This is a genomic window from uncultured Altibacter sp. (assembly GCF_963972995.1).
GTDB lineage: Bacteria > Bacteroidota > Bacteroidia > Flavobacteriales > Flavobacteriaceae > Altibacter.
In genome coordinates, this window is the sequence record NZ_CAXAXI010000024.1 from 1 (window position 1) to 16,665 (window position 16,665).

At 42.6% G+C, this 16,665-nt stretch carries 19 protein-coding genes and 1 pseudogene; 10 read left to right on the plus strand and 10 right to left on the minus strand.

The window, feature by feature from the left end; all coding sequences use genetic code 11:
- Positions 1–350, minus strand: a pseudogene (locus AACZ11_RS10180) (acyl transferase); the annotation flags it as partial.
- Positions 351–443: 93 nt separating this feature from the next.
- Positions 444–1,421, minus strand: a complete 978-nt coding sequence (locus tag AACZ11_RS10185) for a T9SS type A sorting domain-containing protein (RefSeq protein WP_290625519.1) — start codon at positions 1,419–1,421, stop codon at positions 444–446.
- A gap of 221 nt (positions 1,422–1,642) precedes the next feature.
- Here AACZ11_RS10185 and AACZ11_RS10190 point away from each other — a divergent pair, with 221 nt between their 5' ends.
- Positions 1,643–2,326: a response regulator transcription factor gene (locus AACZ11_RS10190; protein ID WP_290625517.1), complete on the plus strand. Its 684-nt coding sequence runs from the start codon at positions 1,643–1,645 to the stop codon at positions 2,324–2,326.
- A complete protein-coding gene (locus AACZ11_RS10195; protein ID WP_290625515.1) occupies positions 2,326–3,369 on the plus strand; it encodes an ATP-binding protein in 1,044 nt (347 codons plus the stop codon). Before AACZ11_RS10190 ends, AACZ11_RS10195 begins: the two co-directional genes overlap by 1 nt.
- Here AACZ11_RS10195 and AACZ11_RS10200 read toward each other — a convergent pair.
- A complete protein-coding gene (locus tag AACZ11_RS10200; RefSeq protein ID WP_290625513.1) occupies positions 3,343–4,404 on the minus strand; it encodes a glycosyltransferase in 1,062 nt (353 codons plus the stop codon). The two genes, AACZ11_RS10195 and AACZ11_RS10200, sit on opposite strands and share 27 nt — an antisense overlap.
- A gap of 87 nt (positions 4,405–4,491) precedes the next feature.
- Between AACZ11_RS10200 and trmB the strand changes: the two genes are divergently transcribed.
- The 7 genes from trmB to AACZ11_RS10235 all read left to right on the plus strand — a co-directional run bounded on the left by trmB (position 4,492) and on the right by AACZ11_RS10235 (position 9,307).
- On the plus strand, positions 4,492–5,172 hold the full coding sequence (gene trmB / locus AACZ11_RS10205; protein WP_339832354.1) for a tRNA (guanosine(46)-N7)-methyltransferase TrmB: 681 nt from the start codon (positions 4,492–4,494) through the stop codon (positions 5,170–5,172).
- A 34-nt stretch (positions 5,173–5,206) separates the two neighbouring features.
- Positions 5,207–5,833: a lysine transporter LysE gene (locus tag AACZ11_RS10210; RefSeq protein WP_290625509.1), complete on the plus strand. Its 627-nt coding sequence runs from the start codon at positions 5,207–5,209 to the stop codon at positions 5,831–5,833.
- Positions 5,833–6,159 carry an MGMT family protein gene (locus tag AACZ11_RS10215; protein ID WP_290625506.1) on the plus strand — a complete coding sequence of 109 codons (327 nt, stop codon included), beginning with the start codon at positions 5,833–5,835 and terminating at the stop codon, positions 6,157–6,159. The genes AACZ11_RS10210 and AACZ11_RS10215 overlap by 1 nt, the downstream gene beginning before the upstream one ends.
- A gap of 316 nt (positions 6,160–6,475) precedes the next feature.
- The gene (locus AACZ11_RS10220; protein WP_290625504.1) at positions 6,476–7,612 is read left to right on the plus strand and encodes an Mrp/NBP35 family ATP-binding protein; all 1,137 of its coding nucleotides are present in this window, start codon (positions 6,476–6,478) and stop codon (positions 7,610–7,612) included.
- Positions 7,613–7,614: 2 nt separating this feature from the next.
- On the plus strand, positions 7,615–7,860 hold the full coding sequence (locus AACZ11_RS10225; RefSeq protein ID WP_290625502.1) for a NifU family protein: 246 nt from the start codon (positions 7,615–7,617) through the stop codon (positions 7,858–7,860).
- A gap of 62 nt (positions 7,861–7,922) precedes the next feature.
- Positions 7,923–8,975, plus strand: a complete 1,053-nt coding sequence (locus AACZ11_RS10230; RefSeq protein ID WP_290625500.1) for an NAD(P)/FAD-dependent oxidoreductase — start codon at positions 7,923–7,925, stop codon at positions 8,973–8,975.
- Positions 8,975–9,307: a 2Fe-2S iron-sulfur cluster-binding protein gene (locus tag AACZ11_RS10235; RefSeq protein WP_290625498.1), complete on the plus strand. Its 333-nt coding sequence runs from the start codon at positions 8,975–8,977 to the stop codon at positions 9,305–9,307. Before AACZ11_RS10230 ends, AACZ11_RS10235 begins: the two co-directional genes overlap by 1 nt.
- A 9-nt stretch (positions 9,308–9,316) precedes the next feature.
- Here the strand turns inward: AACZ11_RS10235 and AACZ11_RS10240 are convergent, their stop codons facing one another.
- From AACZ11_RS10240 to AACZ11_RS10255, 4 genes are all read right to left on the minus strand, one after another.
- The gene (locus AACZ11_RS10240; RefSeq protein ID WP_290625496.1) at positions 9,317–10,213 is read right to left on the minus strand and encodes a metallophosphoesterase family protein; all 897 of its coding nucleotides are present in this window, start codon (positions 10,211–10,213) and stop codon (positions 9,317–9,319) included.
- Positions 10,214–10,300: 87 nt separating this feature from the next.
- A complete protein-coding gene (locus AACZ11_RS10245; RefSeq protein WP_290625495.1) occupies positions 10,301–10,978 on the minus strand; it encodes a hypothetical protein in 678 nt (225 codons plus the stop codon).
- Between the two features lie 5 nt (positions 10,979–10,983).
- Positions 10,984–12,162: an acyl-CoA dehydrogenase family protein gene (locus AACZ11_RS10250; RefSeq protein ID WP_290625493.1), complete on the minus strand. Its 1,179-nt coding sequence runs from the start codon at positions 12,160–12,162 to the stop codon at positions 10,984–10,986.
- 75 nt (positions 12,163–12,237) lie between these two features.
- Positions 12,238–13,326, minus strand: a complete 1,089-nt coding sequence (locus AACZ11_RS10255; RefSeq protein ID WP_290625491.1) for an aromatic ring-hydroxylating dioxygenase subunit alpha — start codon at positions 13,324–13,326, stop codon at positions 12,238–12,240.
- A gap of 73 nt (positions 13,327–13,399) precedes the next feature.
- Here AACZ11_RS10255 and AACZ11_RS10260 point away from each other — a divergent pair, with 73 nt between their 5' ends.
- Positions 13,400–14,716, plus strand: coding sequence for an amino acid permease (locus AACZ11_RS10260; RefSeq protein ID WP_290625489.1), 1,317 nt, complete (start codon positions 13,400–13,402; stop codon positions 14,714–14,716).
- Here the strand turns inward: AACZ11_RS10260 and AACZ11_RS10265 are convergent.
- The 3 genes from AACZ11_RS10265 to AACZ11_RS10275 are packed head-to-tail and all read right to left on the minus strand — an operon-like array spanning position 14,705 to position 16,551.
- The gene (locus tag AACZ11_RS10265; protein ID WP_290625487.1) at positions 14,705–15,418 is read right to left on the minus strand and encodes a methyltransferase; all 714 of its coding nucleotides are present in this window, start codon (positions 15,416–15,418) and stop codon (positions 14,705–14,707) included. The two genes, AACZ11_RS10260 and AACZ11_RS10265, sit on opposite strands and share 12 nt — an antisense overlap.
- 1 nt (position 15,419) lies before the next feature.
- Entirely contained in the window at positions 15,420–15,944 is a 525-nt protein-coding gene (gene rimM, locus AACZ11_RS10270) for a ribosome maturation factor RimM (protein WP_290625485.1), read from the minus strand.
- Between the two features lie 10 nt (positions 15,945–15,954).
- On the minus strand, positions 15,955–16,551 hold the full coding sequence (locus AACZ11_RS10275) for a 30S ribosomal protein S16 (protein WP_290625483.1): 597 nt from the start codon (positions 16,549–16,551) through the stop codon (positions 15,955–15,957).
- Between the last annotated feature and the right edge of the window lie 114 nt (positions 16,552–16,665).

Below are 16,665 nucleotides of genomic sequence, written 5' to 3' on the forward strand. Positions count from 1 at the left end.
GCATACTGAGATATCTCACCGTACGTGTCGTGAAAAGCTTTTGTGAAAGATGTCTCATACAGTTGAGTGTCGGCGACATAATGAGAGCTTACCGTAGCACCGGTCGTCCCGCTACTGGTAAAAGTGACGTGGGGCGAATATCCTTCGGAAATGATTCGGTGTGTTTTAAAGAATTGGATAGGTAAAAAAGGGATGTCCGTTACCGATCTAACCGCTTCAGGACGGACCTTCATATGTCTACAGAATTCGCGGTAAACGCGGTTGTTGTGATACTGAAACTGAAAGACCTGCAGTGCCGTTTCTGTGAATTCTTCCGAAGAAGAAATAGCAAAAATGTCTTGTTCGAGCATACTACAGATTCCTGAATAATTTCATTCAAAAATAGGGAATAAAAAAAGCTTCTGCGAACACAGAAGCTTTTTAAATTATGGAGTGGTTCTACATTATCGAACCACCAATTTCTTAGTAGTGGTTGCGTTTCCTTGCTTGATCTTCACAATATAAACACCGCTGTCCAAAGCACCGATATCTAAACGATCGTTGATTAGGGTAGTATTTACTACTTGCTTTCCTAATACATCGTAAATTGAAACCTGCTTGGCGCCGGCAACTTTTGAAGTTATATTCACATAGGTAGTCGCCGGGTTTGGGTACATGGCGAACTGACTGTCCTGTGCAGTATTGTTTCCAAGAGTTCCGCTTATTTGAATGTTATCGAAAAAGAAAGCTTCTCCTCCGGCATTCATACGGGCTTCGATCACCAATTGTACAGTAGTGTTTGGCAACAAAGCAGCCGTTCCTGTCTGCCATGCCACGATGTAATTTCCTGTACCGCTGTCGGTAGGTACAAAATCGTCAAGATCACTTCCGGTAGAATCAAGAATATCGATTTCAGTACCATTGGTAAGATCCTTCACGTAGATACGAAGTCTGTCTGAACCGGATTCGTTCACGGTTCCATCACCCTCATAATTACCATTGGTCCCATCGCCATTGATCGCTAAAGCAAAATCTAAAGAAAGACCCGGAGTGGTGGTTCCTGTAAGATCTACCGTGTCGAATTCAAGAATAAAGTTGCCGTCGGCATCACTTATTTGATATCCTTGTGTCCCATCAGTATAATCTACAGTAGCTGAAGGAGTAAAATCGGTTACACCCACAAAATCTCCATCGGTAAGACCTTCGCTGGGAGTGTCGTAAGGCACGTATCGTGCGTTAAAACCAAGTTCGCCACCTGTTGAGGCATAGTCTACCAAAGGCTCGTCCGGGTTATTTACTAAATCATGCGCGACATTGGCATCTCCGGTATCCACATATTGTACAGTGAAGATGGCCGGCTCTTCAAAACTTGTGCCTGCTATTTGTGCAAAAGAAGCAACGCTTGCAAAAAGTGCTGCTATAAATGTAATTTTTTTCATCATTAAATTGTTTTTTAATTTCGTGCAAAGATACATAATTGTATTCCTTTCTTTTTGTTAAAATTCCTGTGTTTTGGCGAGTTTAACGATTCGGTAACACTGTGGTTACTTCCTTTTAGAAAATGAGTATCTTTAGTATGTTATGTAATCGTTAACAATGATGATACCAGAATTGTAAAAAGTATTAAATAGTATCTTTAACTTTTCAAAAAAGTAACCTATAAATGAAACGGAAAGACACAAAAATTCTATTGGTCGACGACGAACCGGATATCTTGGAGATCGTTGGGTACAACTTAACAGCAGAGGGATATCAAGTGATCACTGCCGAAAATGGGGTGAAGGCTATATCTCAGGCGAAAAAACACAAACCCCATTTGATCATCTTGGATGTCATGATGCCTGAAATGGACGGGATTGAAGCCTGTGAAAAATTACGAAACATCCCGGACCTTTCTGAAACGGTCATTACTTTTTTAACGGCACGCGGAGAAGATTACTCTCAAGTAGCCGGTTTTGACGCCGGTGCCGATGATTATATAACAAAACCGGTAAAACCCAAAGTGCTCATTAGCAAGGTGAAAGCACTGTTGCGTAGGTTCAAAGAACCCGAAGAAGAAGAGGCTAAGATGAAGTTAGGCGATCTCGTTATCAATAGGGAAGAATATAAGATCATCAAAGGCAAAGAAGAGATCGTATTGCCTCGAAAGGAATTTGAACTTCTTGCTTTATTAGCCTCAAAACCGGGAAAGGTCTTTAAGCGGGAAGATATCCTTGACAGCGTATGGGGGAATGAAGTTGTCGTTGGAGGAAGAACGATCGATGTTCATATACGGAAGCTGCGTGAGAAGATTGGTGATGACCGTTTTAAGACGGTAAAAGGAGTGGGCTATAAGTTTGTAAATTAATGGCCGGGGTCTTTAAAAAAACATATAAATTCGCTGCCAATACTTCGGCAGCTATCACCTTATTTTTAACACTCGCCATGGGTGTTTTTTTTTATTTCTATCAAGGTATTAATTATTGGTTTCTTGTGGGATTTGCAGTGGTGTGCTATGTTTTTTCCTTTTTTACCATTCAGTATAGGGTAGAACGGTTTATTTACAAACGCATTAAGAAGATTTACGACGACGTAACGCTTTTGGACGCCACTACATTGAGTCCGCAACAAATCACGACCGATATGGAAACGCTTACCCGGGAAGTAGAGCGTTTTGCGCACGATAAGAAACTAGAGATCGAAAGTCTTAAAGTTCGGGAGAACTATCGTAAGGAGTTCATTGGAAATATCTCACACGAACTTAAAACCCCGCTCTTTACCGTGCAAGGGTATATTCTTACGCTACTCGATGGTGCTATGAAAGACAAATCGGTTCGAAAGAAATATTTGCAGCGAGCCAACAAAGGCGTTGAACGTCTTATCTATATTATCAAGGACCTGGACATGATTACCAAATTGGAAGTGGGAGACCTTAACTTGAACAAGGAAGACTTCAATATTATCGAATTGATCCAAAATGTATTTGATCTGTTAGAAATGAAGGCCGCTAAGAAGAATATTTCCTTGGTATTCGATATCGAATACAAAGAACCCATCTTTGTCAATGCAGACCGCGAACGTATCCAGCAGGTCCTCTCCAACCTTATTGTAAACTCTATAAAATACGGGAAAAAGGATGGTACCACCGAGGTAAGTATCGAAGGCCTTATTCGAAACAAAGTGATCGTCCGAGTAACAGACAATGGTGAGGGTATTGAAAAAGTACATATTCCTAGATTGTTCGAACGGTTCTACCGCGTGGACAAGAGCGGCTCCCGAAAGGAAGGAGGGAGCGGATTGGGCTTGTCGATCGTAAAACATATTGTAGAAGCACACGGCGAAAAAATCTATGTCGAAAGTCAGTTTGGCGTGGGCTCCGAATTCTCATTCACGCTCGAAAAGTCGAAATAGTTCTTTGAAGTTAGCCGTGGGATTAAATTCCTGAAGTCCCTTGTAGAATGGGATCTTCAATAATTTTTCTACTGTAAAGCGTTTCTGTTTGCATGAAGGCACGAGCCCTTGCTCCTTTAGGCGTTTTGCTAAATATTCTTGTTCGTACTGTCCCGGCGTTGGGATGAAGAAGGCCTTTTTCTGAAGGGCTGCAAGGTCCATGATCGTCGTATAACCACTACGGGAAACTACGACCTCACTTTTGTTGATCGCTGTCTCCAATTCTGAAGCATTCATATAGTTTACGATCTCCAGATTCCCTATCGTCTTTCTTTTTTGTCTGGCCTCAACCTTCCCTTGAATCAGCAACACTCGCTTCCCGCTACCCTGAAATTCGCTCAGTAAGAGTTCTTCCAACAACGACCGCTGGGGTTCGGGTCCCGATAGAAGGGCAAGAATATCATAAACAATAGGGACATCTTTTTTTTGCATACGGCTTAAAGGCCCTATATAGGTCACCGGAAACTTTAGGTTTTTGAGGTGTCCCAGTTTACCGCTTAGATTGGGCGTTTCCGCTACGTCTGGAACCCAGCAGGCTGTAAACTTTTTAATGGTTTTTTGATGAAGTTTGCTGCTAAAATAGGTGGTATCTCCACTTAACACATTCAACTGATGGGTGATAAAGACCGAAGGAATGTTTTTATTGCGAACACCCAGTCTGTTATCACTAATAAGCCCGTCGATCCTTCCTTCAGCCACCAGGGCTCCTATCACCTTTTTTTCTTCGGAAATGGTTTTTTGAAGGTGGGGAAGCTTCGAAAGTATGGACCACTTAAAATGAGCTCCTTTTTTTGGATAGGTAATGTCGTAGGAAGGTAATTCTAAGGAGGGTAACTGTGGAAATTCTTTCTGAAGTAATAGCAATGCCGCTCCGTCTGAAGCGATCATCACGCGGTACCCTTGCTCTAATAACGCACGAATAATAGGAATACAGCGCGTTGCATGACCCAATCCCCAGTGAAGGGGTGCTACCAGAATGGTTTTCGTATTCGACATAAAAACAAAGGTACGTATTATAGCCGCCGTACAATATTTCCTTAATTTTACCAATTCATATAGTAAGAATAAGCAATAGTTACCATTGTGGGCAGCAAGAATAAATTAAAACGGTTCAAGGAGAATGAGACCTTTGCAAATGTGGTGCAACCAACCCGTGAGGAGATCTTTCAGGATACACATCAGTTAAAAGGGAATTGGCGCACGAACTTCTTTAAGAACGATCATCCCATAGTCTTGGAGCTGGGTTGTGGCAAAGGAGAATATACGGTGAATTTGGCGCAACAATATCCGGAGAAGAATTTTATTGGGATCGATATTAAAGGGGCTCGCTTTTGGCGTGGCGCAAAGACCGCTCTTGAGAACAACTTGAACAATGTAGGATTCTTGCGTATGCAGATCGAATTAATAACGCATGTGTTCGATCAAAATGAAGTAGATGAAATCTGGATCACCTTTCCCGATCCGCAGATCAAATATAAACGTACCAAGCACCGACTTACCAATCGAGAGTTCTTAGAAAAATACAAGACCATCCTTAAACCGCAAGGGATTGTTCATTTAAAGACCGATAGCGAATTCATGCACGGGTATACCTTGGGCTTGCTGCAAGGACTGGAAGAGGAAATTCTCTATGCACATCACGATGTGTACGGTAATGACCATACCCCGGAAGAGGTGACCCGGATCCAAACCTTTTATGAAAGTCAATATCTGGAAGTAGATAAAAAGATCACCTACGTACGGTTCAGATTCCGTTCCACATAAATTTGTTTATATTCACACCACCAACCTTGCTTGAATGGCGCTTATTTTAAACTTCATTATTGGTTTTTTGGCATCTTTTGTTGGAGTGATCCCACCCGGATTGCTAAACATGTCGGCAGCAAAGATCAGTATGAACGAAGGGCGCAAGAAAGGACTTCTGTTCTCTGTTGGCGTATGCATTACGGTCATGATACAGACCTACATTGCCTTGTTGTTTGCACGCTATCTGGATATGAACCCTGAAATTGTGGATATGCTGCAAAAAGTGGCATTGGGTATTTTTATTTGTATTACCATCTTTTTCTTTTTTATTGCCAAAGACACGCGACGGGAGATCCCGGAAGACATGAACAAATCCAAGACCAATCGTTTTTTTTCTGGAATGTTCTTAGGGGCCCTTAACTTACTGCCACTACCGTATTGGGTATACATCAGTATTACCTTTGCAGGCTTCGGTTGGTTCGAATTTACAACCCTGGAACTGTGGGTCGCCGTCATTGCGTCGGGTATTGGAACCTTTGTCATGCTGCTGATCTACGTTCAGTTCTTCCGAAGAAAAGAAGACCAAGGGCGTCTTTCCGTCAATATGAATTACATTATCGGTTTTATTACCGCCGTTATCTCGGTGATCACAGCCATCAAGATCTTTAACGACTTCTAATGAAGCAGGAAGGATTCTTTGAACAGGTATACCATGTAGTACGTCAAATTCCCTTTGGGCGAGTCACCTCCTATGGGGCCATTGCAAAATACCTTGGTGCTGCGGGAAGTGCTCGCATGGTAGGTTGGGCGATGAACGCCAGCGGAGGAAAAGAGGATGTTCCTGCCCACCGTGTGGTGAACCGGAAAGGACTTCTTACCGGAAAACATCATTTTAAAGGAACCAACCTGATGCAACAATTGTTGGAAAGTGAAGGTATTACAGTGATTGAGAACAAGATTCAGAACTTCGAACAGTTGTTTTGGGACCCGGGAGCAGAGTTGTAATTAGGACCTAATTTCTCAAAAATTTACAAACAGTTATATATCCATTCCTTCAGCTATAATGGTATAAATCATTTCAATCCATCGCTTTCATAATCTGAAGTTTTCCTGCTATATTTGCACTTAGAATGAATCTAAATTAGTGAGACCCTCTTTTGAAAAACAAAGTGCATTCAAAAGGATGGTTGAACGAAGCCCAATAGAAATAGGAGTCTTACGAAATGAGTATTTTTTTGAAATACAAAGGGCTTTCGGAAGATTTCGTTGAATAAAAGTGAAGGTCGGTAAGGAGGTCTTGACGAAAGAATATTGAATAGCTATGCTGAAGAAACAAGAAATAATGAAAGCTTTGGAAACCATTTCAGTAGCCGGAGACGGAAAGAATATGGTTGAAAGCGGTGTGATACAGAATGTTGTAACCTTTGCCGACGAGGTGATCGTGGATCTAATACTATCCACACCGGCACTTCATATTAAAAAACGAGCAGAGGCCGATGTGGTCAAAGCGATCCAAGAAAAGGTAGATGAAAATGCGAAGGTGCAAGTGAACATCAAGGTGGAGGCTCCTGCAAAACCTAAGAACCCGAATCTAATTAAGGGAAAACCCATTCCCGGGATTCAAAATATCATCGCTGTAGCTTCAGGAAAAGGAGGGGTAGGTAAATCTACCGTAACGGCAAATTTGGCCGTGACGCTGTCAAAAATGGGGTTTAAGGTTGGGATCTTGGATGCCGATATCTACGGGCCATCCATTCCTATTATGTTCGATGTTGCCATGGAGAAACCGTTGTCTGTGAATGTCGATGGAAAGAGTAAAATGAAACCTATCGAAAATTACGGTGTCAAGGTGCTCTCTATCGGTTTCTTTACACAGCCTAATCAGGCGGTAATATGGCGCGGACCCATGGCTGCCAAGGCGTTGAACCAATTGATCTTTGATGCGGCTTGGGGAGAATTGGATTTTATGTTGATTGACCTTCCTCCGGGAACGGGTGACATTCACTTGAGCATCATGCAGTCGCTTCCCATTACGGGTGCTGTGGTGGTAAGTACACCGCAAAATGTAGCCCTAGCCGATGCCCGTAAAGGAGTGGCGATGTTCCAACAGGAGAATATCGATGTTCCCGTTTTAGGGATTATCGAGAATATGGCCTATTTCACACCGGAAGAGTTACCGGAGAACAAATATTATATCTTCGGAAAGGAGGGCGCAAAGAACCTTGCAGAAGATCTCGATGTGCCATTCTTAGGCGATATTCCTTTGGTGCAAAGCATACGGGAAGCAGGGGATGCAGGACATCCGGCAGCACTGCAGACCGCAACTCCTTTGGAAGAAGCTTTCGAGCGCATTACGAGAAACGTAGTGGAAGAAACAGTGCGCCGAAATGAATCATTGCCACCCACCGAAGCGATCAAAATTACCACCATGGCAGGCTGTAGTGCCGTAAAGAAATAATTATGACACAAGAAGAATTAACAGGAAAGGTGCAGGCAGCACTGGATGAGATTCGCCCCTTCTTACAAAGTGACGGAGGTGACATCTCACTCTTGTCTATTGAAAACGGCAAAGTGGTTCATGTCCAGTTGCAAGGCGCTTGTGTGGGGTGTTCGGTCAACCAGATGACGCTGAAGAGCGGCGTGGAGATGACCATTAAGAAACACGCGCCTCAAATTGAAAGCGTGGTGAATGTGGAAGTGAACTGATATGTATCAGTATACACCTCACAACCGCTTTTTACCTTTGCTAAAATGACCTATTTAGTTACATGATTAAAACCGACATACTTATTATTGGAGCAGGACCTACGGGTCTTTTTACTGTTTTTGAAGCTGGCTTACTGAAGCTGCGTTGCCATTTGATCGACGCCCTGCCGCAACCCGGCGGACAGTGTACCGAGATATATCCGAAAAAGCCTATCTACGACATCCCGGCCTTTCCCGAAATACTCGCTGGGGATCTTGTCGCTAATTTGATGAAGCAGATTGAACCGTTCCAACCCGGATTTACACTGGGAGAGCGCGCCGAAACCATCGAAAAACTAGATGATGGTAGTTTTATTGTCACTACCAACAAAGGAACGAAACATCACGCTCCTATAGTGGCGATCGCGGGAGGATTAGGAAGTTTTGAACCACGAAAGCCACCCATCACAAATATTGCAGATTACGAAGATAAGGGTGTAGAATACATTATTCGTGATCCGGAAATGTACCGCAATAAGGACGTGGTCATTGCCGGAGGGGGGGACTCTGCGCTGGATTGGAGTATCTTTTTAACCGATATTGCATCTCATGTAACCTTGATCCATCGGCGAAATGAATTTCGGGGTGCATTGGATAGCGTAGAAAAAGTTCAAGAGTTGAAGAATTTAGGGCGTATCGAACTGCTTACGCCGGCTGAGGTCATTGATATCGTTGGAAATGGAAAGGTAGAAGGTGTTTCCATAAAACAAGGGGCCGATGTCTTTAACCGTGCCTGCGATCATTTTATTCCCTTATTCGGACTCGCTCCTAAACTAGGGCCTATTGCCGATTGGGGATTGGAAATAGAGAAGAATGCTATTAAAGTAGACAACACTCTGGATTACCAAACCAACATTCCGGGGATCTATGCCATTGGAGATGTAAATACCTACCCCGGAAAATTGAAGCTTATCCTTTGTGGTTTTCATGAGGCGACCTTGATGTGCCAAAGCGCATTCCAACGTATCTTCCCTGAAAAACGCTACGTAATGAAATATACCACTGTAGGTGGTGTAGAAGGTTTTGACGGTAGCAAGAAAGAAGCACCAAAGGCGGTCATAAAGTCGATTAATTAATGGACCAAGATATTAAGATAACCATCATCGACCGAGAAGGGATTGCGCATGAAGTGGAAGCTCCAACCGACATGAATATGAATTTAATGGAGGTTGTTCGGTCGTATGAATTGGCTCCTGAAGGAACTATTGGTATTTGCGGTGGTATGGCGATGTGCGCTTCTTGCCAATGCTACGTCTTGACAGATCACGAACTTCCCGAAATGAGCTACGATGAAGACTTGATGCTTTCCGAAGCTTTCAACGTCCAAGAGAACAGCAGACTGGGATGCCAGATCCACATGAAACCTGAATTGGAAGGTCTAAAGGTGCAATTGGCACCGGAAGCGTAACAAGGTAGGCTATTCTGTTTTATAATCGATCAACTGTTGCGGCCCTTCCAATAAGATTCGAATCACCTTTAGCGTTCCGTCTTCTGTAGTGGAGATGGTCCATTTTATAAGAGAAATGGCTCCATTCTCAATTTCCAATCCGGTAATACTTCGCGGATGCACACAACTTCCATCGTTAAAATAAGCGATCTCTCCGGGCTCCGGAAAACGCGGGCGATGGGTATGTCCCGTGATGGTAAATAGATTTTCATTAGCTATGATCCACTTCTTGGTGCGTCGCTCTACCTTTATGAGTTCTTTATAATTCTTAGCAGGGCTGGTAGGATCGCCAATCCCAAAGATCTGCAACTGCCGCCATAAGGCGCGTACCATGAATCGGTTGAATTTCCAGCCATGATAGTTCATCCAATCGGCCTGATGGCCATGGACCATAAACACTTCCTGTCCGGATGTTTCATGCTTCAGCAATAACCCTTCCGAAAAGGAAATTCCGGGAAACAAAGGTTCATCTTTTCCGCTTACTTTGTCGAAATAGCTGTAAAGATGCTTCTCGACATACCGATCATTCAAATAGACCATATCGTGGTTGCCCACCACACGGTACAGTCGTTCTTCATTGTAAAAAAGGCGAAGCAGGTCGAACACATTCTGATGTGCCTCAAAAATGGATTTGAATTCTATGTTCTCCCAAAGCTCGTCTCCGTCCCCCAGTTCACAATAGGTGAATCCTTCCTTGTAATAGTGCTTTAACGCGTGAAAATAGATGTTCCGGTTGTTGGCGAAATCATCGGCAAAACTATTGTCGCCTCTGTGACAATCACTAAAGATGATAAACTTGGAAGTATCTGAAAAAGAGATACGGCGGGCATGTGTATAAGCACGACTGAATCTTTTTTGGGAAGACATACAAATGGTTTCTTTAAAGATACAATTTGAAATGAACTTTAACCAGTAAGTCATTAAAATGACAAATAGAATGTCAAATGGGTCTAGTTATTTTTGACCAGCAAGCTCACGCCCATGAAATGGGCAGTAGGACCACTTTCCTGAAAGCCGCTGTTTATCAACCGGACACATTTTTTCTTTGAGTAAACTAGATAAGGGCAGATCAACTTCTCTATGAAAAGAGCCTAACTCAATACGAAGCGTATCTTTAGAAAGAGGATCGATAGGAAGTACTGGTGTCACATTATTATTTCTCATAAAAATAAAATGCATGTTCTTTCCCATATCTCCAAACATATTTGCCATCATAGGTTGGATCATCGCAACGAAATTCATAAGATCTGGTTCAATCTCCTTTGGGTCTTTTATTAATAAAGGCTGATCTTTGTAAAACACTTTAAATTGCTCGATTATTTCAGGCAGAGGTTCATAGGTAACTCCTCCAAAATAACCAATCTTTCCTTTGATTACCGCAAATAGCTCGTAGCCTTCAAACAACTCTTCTATGACTTCAATATCTGCAGCAGAAACGCTGGGGTCTTGAGAAAAGGAAGCTGCCCAAAAATCAAAAGGTATCCACCAAATCATATCCATGGCATCCGGATCTTCACTGCTAAACTGCGTCTCTACCATTAACGCGTCCAGACTAACATTCTCATATGCTTTTTGTTGAGCAATTAGTGTGGATAACGAAATTAAGAAAAGGGATACAAAAAGTGATTTCATACTTTTTACTTAAATGCATTCAACCCGGTAATATCAAAACCGGTGATCAACAAGTGGATATCATGGGTTCCTTCGTAGGTGATCACACTCTCCAAATTCATCATGTGTCGCATGATCGAATATTCGCCCGTGATCCCCATTCCGCCTAAAATTTGACGTGCTTCCCGCGCTATGTTTATCGCCATCTCCACGTTGTTTCGTTTGGCCATCGATATCTGTGCAGAGCTAGCTCGATCTTCGTTTTTCAACTGTCCTAATCGCAGGGCTAATAATTGTGCCTTGGTGATCTCTGTGATCATTTCGGCTAATTTTTTCTGCTGAAGCTGAAACGCCCCAATAGGTTTCCCGAATTGTATACGTTCCTTGGCATAGCGAAGCGCTGTATCATAACAGTCCATCGCAGCCCCTATCGCTCCCCAGGCAATACCGTAGCGAGCCGAATCCAAGCACCCCAGCGGGGCTCCCAAACCTGATTTGTTGGGTAACAAATTCTCTTTAGGCACTTTTACATCCTGAAAGATCAATTCTCCGGTGGCACTCGCTCGCAGTGACCATTTGTTGTGGGTTTCCGGGGTACTGAATCCTTCCATGCCACGCTCCACGATCAAGCCGTGTATACGACCTTCTTCATTCTTTGCCCAAACCACAGCTACATCACAAAACGGAGAATTGGAGATCCAAAGCTTGGCGCCATTGAGTACATAGTGATCGCCGGCATCTTTAAAGTTGGTCACCATTCCGCCCGGATTAGACCCATGGTCCGGTTCGGTCAATCCAAAAGATCCCATCCATTCACCGGTAGCGAGTTTTGGCAAGTATTTTTTACGCTGTGCTTCGTTTCCGTATTTCCAAATAGGATACATTACCAACGACGATTGCACCGAGGCTGTGGACCGTACGCCACTGTCTCCGCGCTCTATTTCCTGCATGATCAATCCATAGGAAATCTGGTCGAGTCCTGCACCGCCGTATTCTTCCGGAATATAGGGTCCAAACGCACCTATTTCGGCGAGACCTGGAATAATGGATTTTGGGAATTCGGCATTCTGTGCGGCTTCTTCAATAATTGGAGATACATCACGCTTTACCCATGCGCGGGCGGCATCCCGTATTAATTTATGTTCTTCGGTAAGTAAATCGTCCAAATTGTAATAATCGGGAGCTTCGAATAAATCGGGTTTCATGTTCAACTATTTTGGTCGTCAAATTTAGGGGATTGCAGGCGAATAACCCATTTATTTAAAAGAAAAACTTTGAAATTACTTGTTCAGAAATTCAGCCAACAACCTGTGAAAATGATGCACCCCTTTTTCGCGTGTAGGGGAGAACCTTCCGGCCTTATAAAAACTGGAATTTACACCTTTCTGAACATTTTCAACTACATACTCATCTTCCCGTTCTACCTTTTCGAGTGAACTGCCTGCACCTTTTTCCAATTTTGAAGGATCGTACACATAAGAGATAAATGAAACTTTAGTTCTATGAAGATCCAAAGGTTTAACAATGTTTATGGACAACCCCCACGGATAGAAATTGAACATCATATTAGGGAAGACCCAATAATAATAGGCAGCCACATTTTTTCCGTAATCTATATGGTCTTTGGGAAGATCGAATACCTCGGTTGCATCATTGGTATAACCAATTTGGACGTTGCAAAAGTCGTACACTTCGGTTTTATAACTTCCGTAGTCCAAAGTTTCATTCAATCCTTCGTGTACGAATGGAATATGAAACCCCTCCAAATAGTTGTCACAATAGAGTGCCCAATTGGCCTGAACCAGAAAATCTTTTGACAGAGGCTTATTCAATTTAAATTCATTTAAAGGAAGAAAACCAACTCGTTCCTTCATTGTGTTAATCACTTTTTTGAAATTTATTTGTGAATCCAACCCAACAAATAACAAAGGCCCCCATTTTTCAATTCGAAATTGATGTAAATTATCGCAAGATCTGGGAAAATCTTTTGCTGCTTCAAATTCTGGCATGCTTACAAAGGTGCCATCGAGATTGAATCTTCTTCCATGATAAGAACAAATAAGATTTTTTGATTTCCCACTGCCTAGGACAACTAAATTCCCACGGTGTGTACAAACGTTTGTCATACACTGTATTTCGTCTTTTTCGTTTCGTGTGAGCAGTAACGGTTCGGTCAAAAAACCATCCAACAATACAAAAGGATAAACAGATTGAGATAAGGGGACTAGGTTTTCATCTCCTATCCATTGCCAAGATTTTAAAAAAACGTGCTCCTTTATGGCATCAAACACTTCTTGATCCCTATAAAAACATCCAGGCAGGGTTTCGGCTTTTGTAATATCTGGGTCTATAAAGAATTTGTTCCTCATGCACTTAATAAATGTATATTTAACTTCCCCTAAAGTAAGTAATTAATACTTAATTATTTAAATCATACTAAATATGGGCAAAGAACCACAAAAAATTGGACTAATAACCACTACTTCCTTGGTAGTAGGAAATATGATAGGTGTAGGCATATTCGTGTTACCAGCCGCATTGGCGTCTTACGGCAGTATTAGCTTATTGGGATGGTTATTTACAGCCACGGGAGCTATAATTTTGGCTAAAATTTTCAGTAATTTCAGTAAAATAATCGTCAATAAAAGTGGAGGGCCTTATACCTATGCCCGCGCTGGTTTTGGTGACTTTATTGGATTTTTGGTAGCATGGGGTTATTGGATTTCTTGCTGGGTGGGCAATGGCGCACTTGCCATAGCAATTGTGGGCGCATTGAGTTTCTTTTTCCCTGTTTTGGGAAATAATCCCATTCTTTCGGTGAGTTGTGGGCTCTCAATTATTTGGCTATTTACTTGGATCAATACAAGAGGAGTAAAAACCTCCGGGAGGATACAAGTTGTTGCTACCGTATTAAAAATAGTTCCCTTACTTTTCGTGATCCTTGTAGGTTTGTTCTTTTTTGATATTGACAATTTCCCCGCTTTTAACTTAACAGGCGAAGGTGATTTTTCAACATTGGCATTGGTGGCCACGTTAACATTATATGCATTTCTTGGAATTGAAAGCGCCACCATTCCCGCAGAAAATGTAAAGAATCCCGAAACCACCGTCCCAAAGGCAACTATGTTGGGGACTATTTTTACCACGTGTATCTATATATTGAGCACGGTAATATTATTTGGAATATTGCCTCTCGATATCCTACAAAATTCTCCGGCACCGTTTGCTGAAGCCGCAAAACTGATTAGCGGTGAATATGGGGGGTATTTTGTTGCAGTTGGATTGGTTATATCTGGATTGGGAGTATTAAACGGTTGGATCCTCATTATGGGACAAGTGCCTATGGCAACAGCAAAAGACAATTTGTTTCCACATGTTTTTAAAAGGGAAAACAAAAAACAAGCTCCTATTTTTGGACTGATTATAGGGAGTCTGTTATCTTCTGTGGTTATGTTGATGAATTTTACCGAGGGGCTCGTGGATCAATTTCGGATTGTTGTGGAGATTACCGTGTTTTCAAATTTAGTGCCCTATCTTTTTGTTTCGGCGGCTTATATTTTGGTGATAATTGAAAAGAAATTACATGTAAACAGTTGGATTAAAACATTGGTCTTGGGAGGGATGGGAATTGCATTTTCCCTTTGGGCCATCTATGGATCTGGTGGGGAAACTGTATTTTTTGGATTTCTTTTATTGATGACAGGAATCCCTTTTTATATTGCAATGCAATGGAACAAAAGCAGGCAATCACATCTTTAAATAAAAATCCTTAACAAGATTTTTATAGGCCTCGGTATAGTTATGGCGTTCCGTTTCAATGGTAAGTGAAGAGATTTCAGGGGTGGTTTCTTTAAAGGAAAACTCCAAAAGACCTCTTTTTTCTTCGGAAGCGGCTGTTCCGCGAACCCTACAAATTCTTTTTGGAAATAAGTTCACTTCCGAAGCCATTCTTATAAATTCTACTTCTTCCTTTTTCGGAAGAATGGTCGCAAACACCCCTGTTTCAGTAAGTAAACGGGAGACACCCTCTAACAGATCGCCAAAAGGTAAAGAAGCTTCAAAACGCGCCTTTTCCCTTTCGGGATGCTCGCAGGGGTAGTCTTCGGTATAGAACGGCGGATTGGAAACGATGAGATCGTAACGGTCGTCAATTTCTGCTACAAATTCGTCCAGTCCGGCATGATAACAGAACAATCGGTCGCCCCAGGGGGAATCTTCAAAATTCTCCACACATTGCTCGTAGGCGGCTTCGTCTATTTCTATGGCATCGATAAGCGGGGCATGACTTCGTTGTGCCAATTGCAGGGCAATGATCCCCGTTCCTGCACCTATGTCGAGGATGGAGGAGGTGTGGGGTGATACCGGTGCCCACGCACCTAACAATACGCCATCGGTACCTATCTTCATGGCACAGCGGTCGTGTTGGACAGTAAATTGTTTGAAGACAAAAGGCTTGGACATGCTAGAGGTAAAGTTCAATAAGGCCTTCCGGCACGTCTAACAGAATGGATTTGGCAGTACGATCTACTTTTTTAATAAAGGAATCGTTGATGGGGATGAGTACTTCCTTGCCGTTGTGGTCGATCTCAAACAAGGCCTGTGCCGTGCTGTCGTTGATGGAAACCAAAGTCCCGATCACACCAAAACGCTGGTCGGAGATCGTAAATCCAATAACTTCATGATAGTAGAACTGGTTGCCCGTTAATTTGGGAAGGGCTGTGAGCGGAAGATACAGGGCTGCACCCAAGAGGGCATCGGCATCGGCCTCGCTGTCTACGTCTTCAAACTTTATTCGAAGCAACTCCGATTTGTGTAAGGAACTTTCTTCAATAAAAAATGGAATCAGATTTTTGTGTACTTCCACAAAAACTGATTCCATTTCAACAAATTCTTCGGGGTCGTCGGTATCTAACTTGATAAGCAACTCACCCTTAAAGCTGTATTTTTTAACGATCTTGCCTAAGTAGAAGCATTTCTCCTTTTGCATCGTTAGAAAATTACTCTTCTTCTTTCTTGTCTTCTGCGGCAGGCGTTTCTTCGGCTACTGCTTCTTCAGCAGGCGCTTCAGTTGCTTCGGCAGCCACTTCTTCGGTGGTTTCGGCAGTAGCTTCTTCTGCAGCTACTTCCTCTTCCGCAGGTGCTTCGGCAGCAGCAGCTTCGGCAGCACGTTTTTCATTCACCGCTTTTTCAGCAGCGATCGCTTCAGCCTTTGCCTTTTCTTTAGCATCTGAAAGCTTAGAGCGCTTGGTATCAACCGCTTTTGCTTTCTCCTCTAACCAAGCATTGAATTTTTCTTCGGCTTGTTCTTCGGTCAACGCTCCTTTACGAACACCTCCGGCCAAGTGATGCTTTAGCAACACTCCCTTATACGAAAGGATCGCACGAGCGGTATCGGTTGGTTGTGCTCCGTTTTGAAGCCATTGTACTGCACTGTCTACATTGATCTCGATCTGTGCAGGATTTACAGTTGGATTGTAAATACCTAACTTGTCAAGGAATTTACCATCTCTTTTTGAGCGGGCGTCTGCCGCTACGATCCAGTAAAAAGGTTTTCCTTTTTTACCGTGTCTTTGCAATCTTATTTTTACAGGCATAAAAATTAATTTTTGGGGTACCCGACCCCGGTTATAATTAAGGACGGCAAAGATAGTATAATTTTTTTCTGAAAGTCAATAGATTAAACTTTTTATTTTACATTTGTGACGAAC

Coding starts and splice junctions, on each gene's coding strand:
- AACZ11_RS10185 (WP_290625519.1), bottom strand. CDS start 1,421: ATGATGAAAAAAATTACATTTATAGCAGCACTTTTTGCAAGCGTTGCT.
- AACZ11_RS10250 (WP_290625493.1), bottom strand. CDS start 12,162: ATGAAACCCGATTTATTCGAAGCTCCCGATTATTACAATTTGGACGAT.
- rimM (WP_290625485.1), bottom strand. CDS start 15,944: ATGCAAAAGGAGAAATGCTTCTACTTAGGCAAGATCGTTAAAAAATAC.
- AACZ11_RS10265 (WP_290625487.1), bottom strand. CDS start 15,418: ATGTCCAAGCCTTTTGTCTTCAAACAATTTACTGTCCAACACGACCGC.
- AACZ11_RS10275 (WP_290625483.1), bottom strand. CDS start 16,551: ATGCCTGTAAAAATAAGATTGCAAAGACACGGTAAAAAAGGAAAACCT.
- AACZ11_RS10240 (WP_290625496.1), bottom strand. CDS start 10,213: ATGTCTTCCCAAAAAAGATTCAGTCGTGCTTATACACATGCCCGCCGT.
- AACZ11_RS10220 (WP_290625504.1), top strand. CDS start 6,476: ATGCTGAAGAAACAAGAAATAATGAAAGCTTTGGAAACCATTTCAGTA.
- AACZ11_RS10215 (WP_290625506.1), top strand. CDS start 5,833: ATGAAGCAGGAAGGATTCTTTGAACAGGTATACCATGTAGTACGTCAA.
- AACZ11_RS10190 (WP_290625517.1), top strand. CDS start 1,643: ATGAAACGGAAAGACACAAAAATTCTATTGGTCGACGACGAACCGGAT.
- AACZ11_RS10210 (WP_290625509.1), top strand. CDS start 5,207: ATGGCGCTTATTTTAAACTTCATTATTGGTTTTTTGGCATCTTTTGTT.
- AACZ11_RS10230 (WP_290625500.1), top strand. CDS start 7,923: ATGATTAAAACCGACATACTTATTATTGGAGCAGGACCTACGGGTCTT.
- AACZ11_RS10235 (WP_290625498.1), top strand. CDS start 8,975: ATGGACCAAGATATTAAGATAACCATCATCGACCGAGAAGGGATTGCG.
- AACZ11_RS10255 (WP_290625491.1), bottom strand. CDS start 13,326: ATGAGGAACAAATTCTTTATAGACCCAGATATTACAAAAGCCGAAACC.
- AACZ11_RS10245 (WP_290625495.1), bottom strand. CDS start 10,978: ATGAAATCACTTTTTGTATCCCTTTTCTTAATTTCGTTATCCACACTA.
- AACZ11_RS10225 (WP_290625502.1), top strand. CDS start 7,615: ATGACACAAGAAGAATTAACAGGAAAGGTGCAGGCAGCACTGGATGAG.
- AACZ11_RS10200 (WP_290625513.1), bottom strand. CDS start 4,404: ATGTCGAATACGAAAACCATTCTGGTAGCACCCCTTCACTGGGGATTG.
- AACZ11_RS10260 (WP_290625489.1), top strand. CDS start 13,400: ATGGGCAAAGAACCACAAAAAATTGGACTAATAACCACTACTTCCTTG.
- AACZ11_RS10195 (WP_290625515.1), top strand. CDS start 2,326: ATGGCCGGGGTCTTTAAAAAAACATATAAATTCGCTGCCAATACTTCG.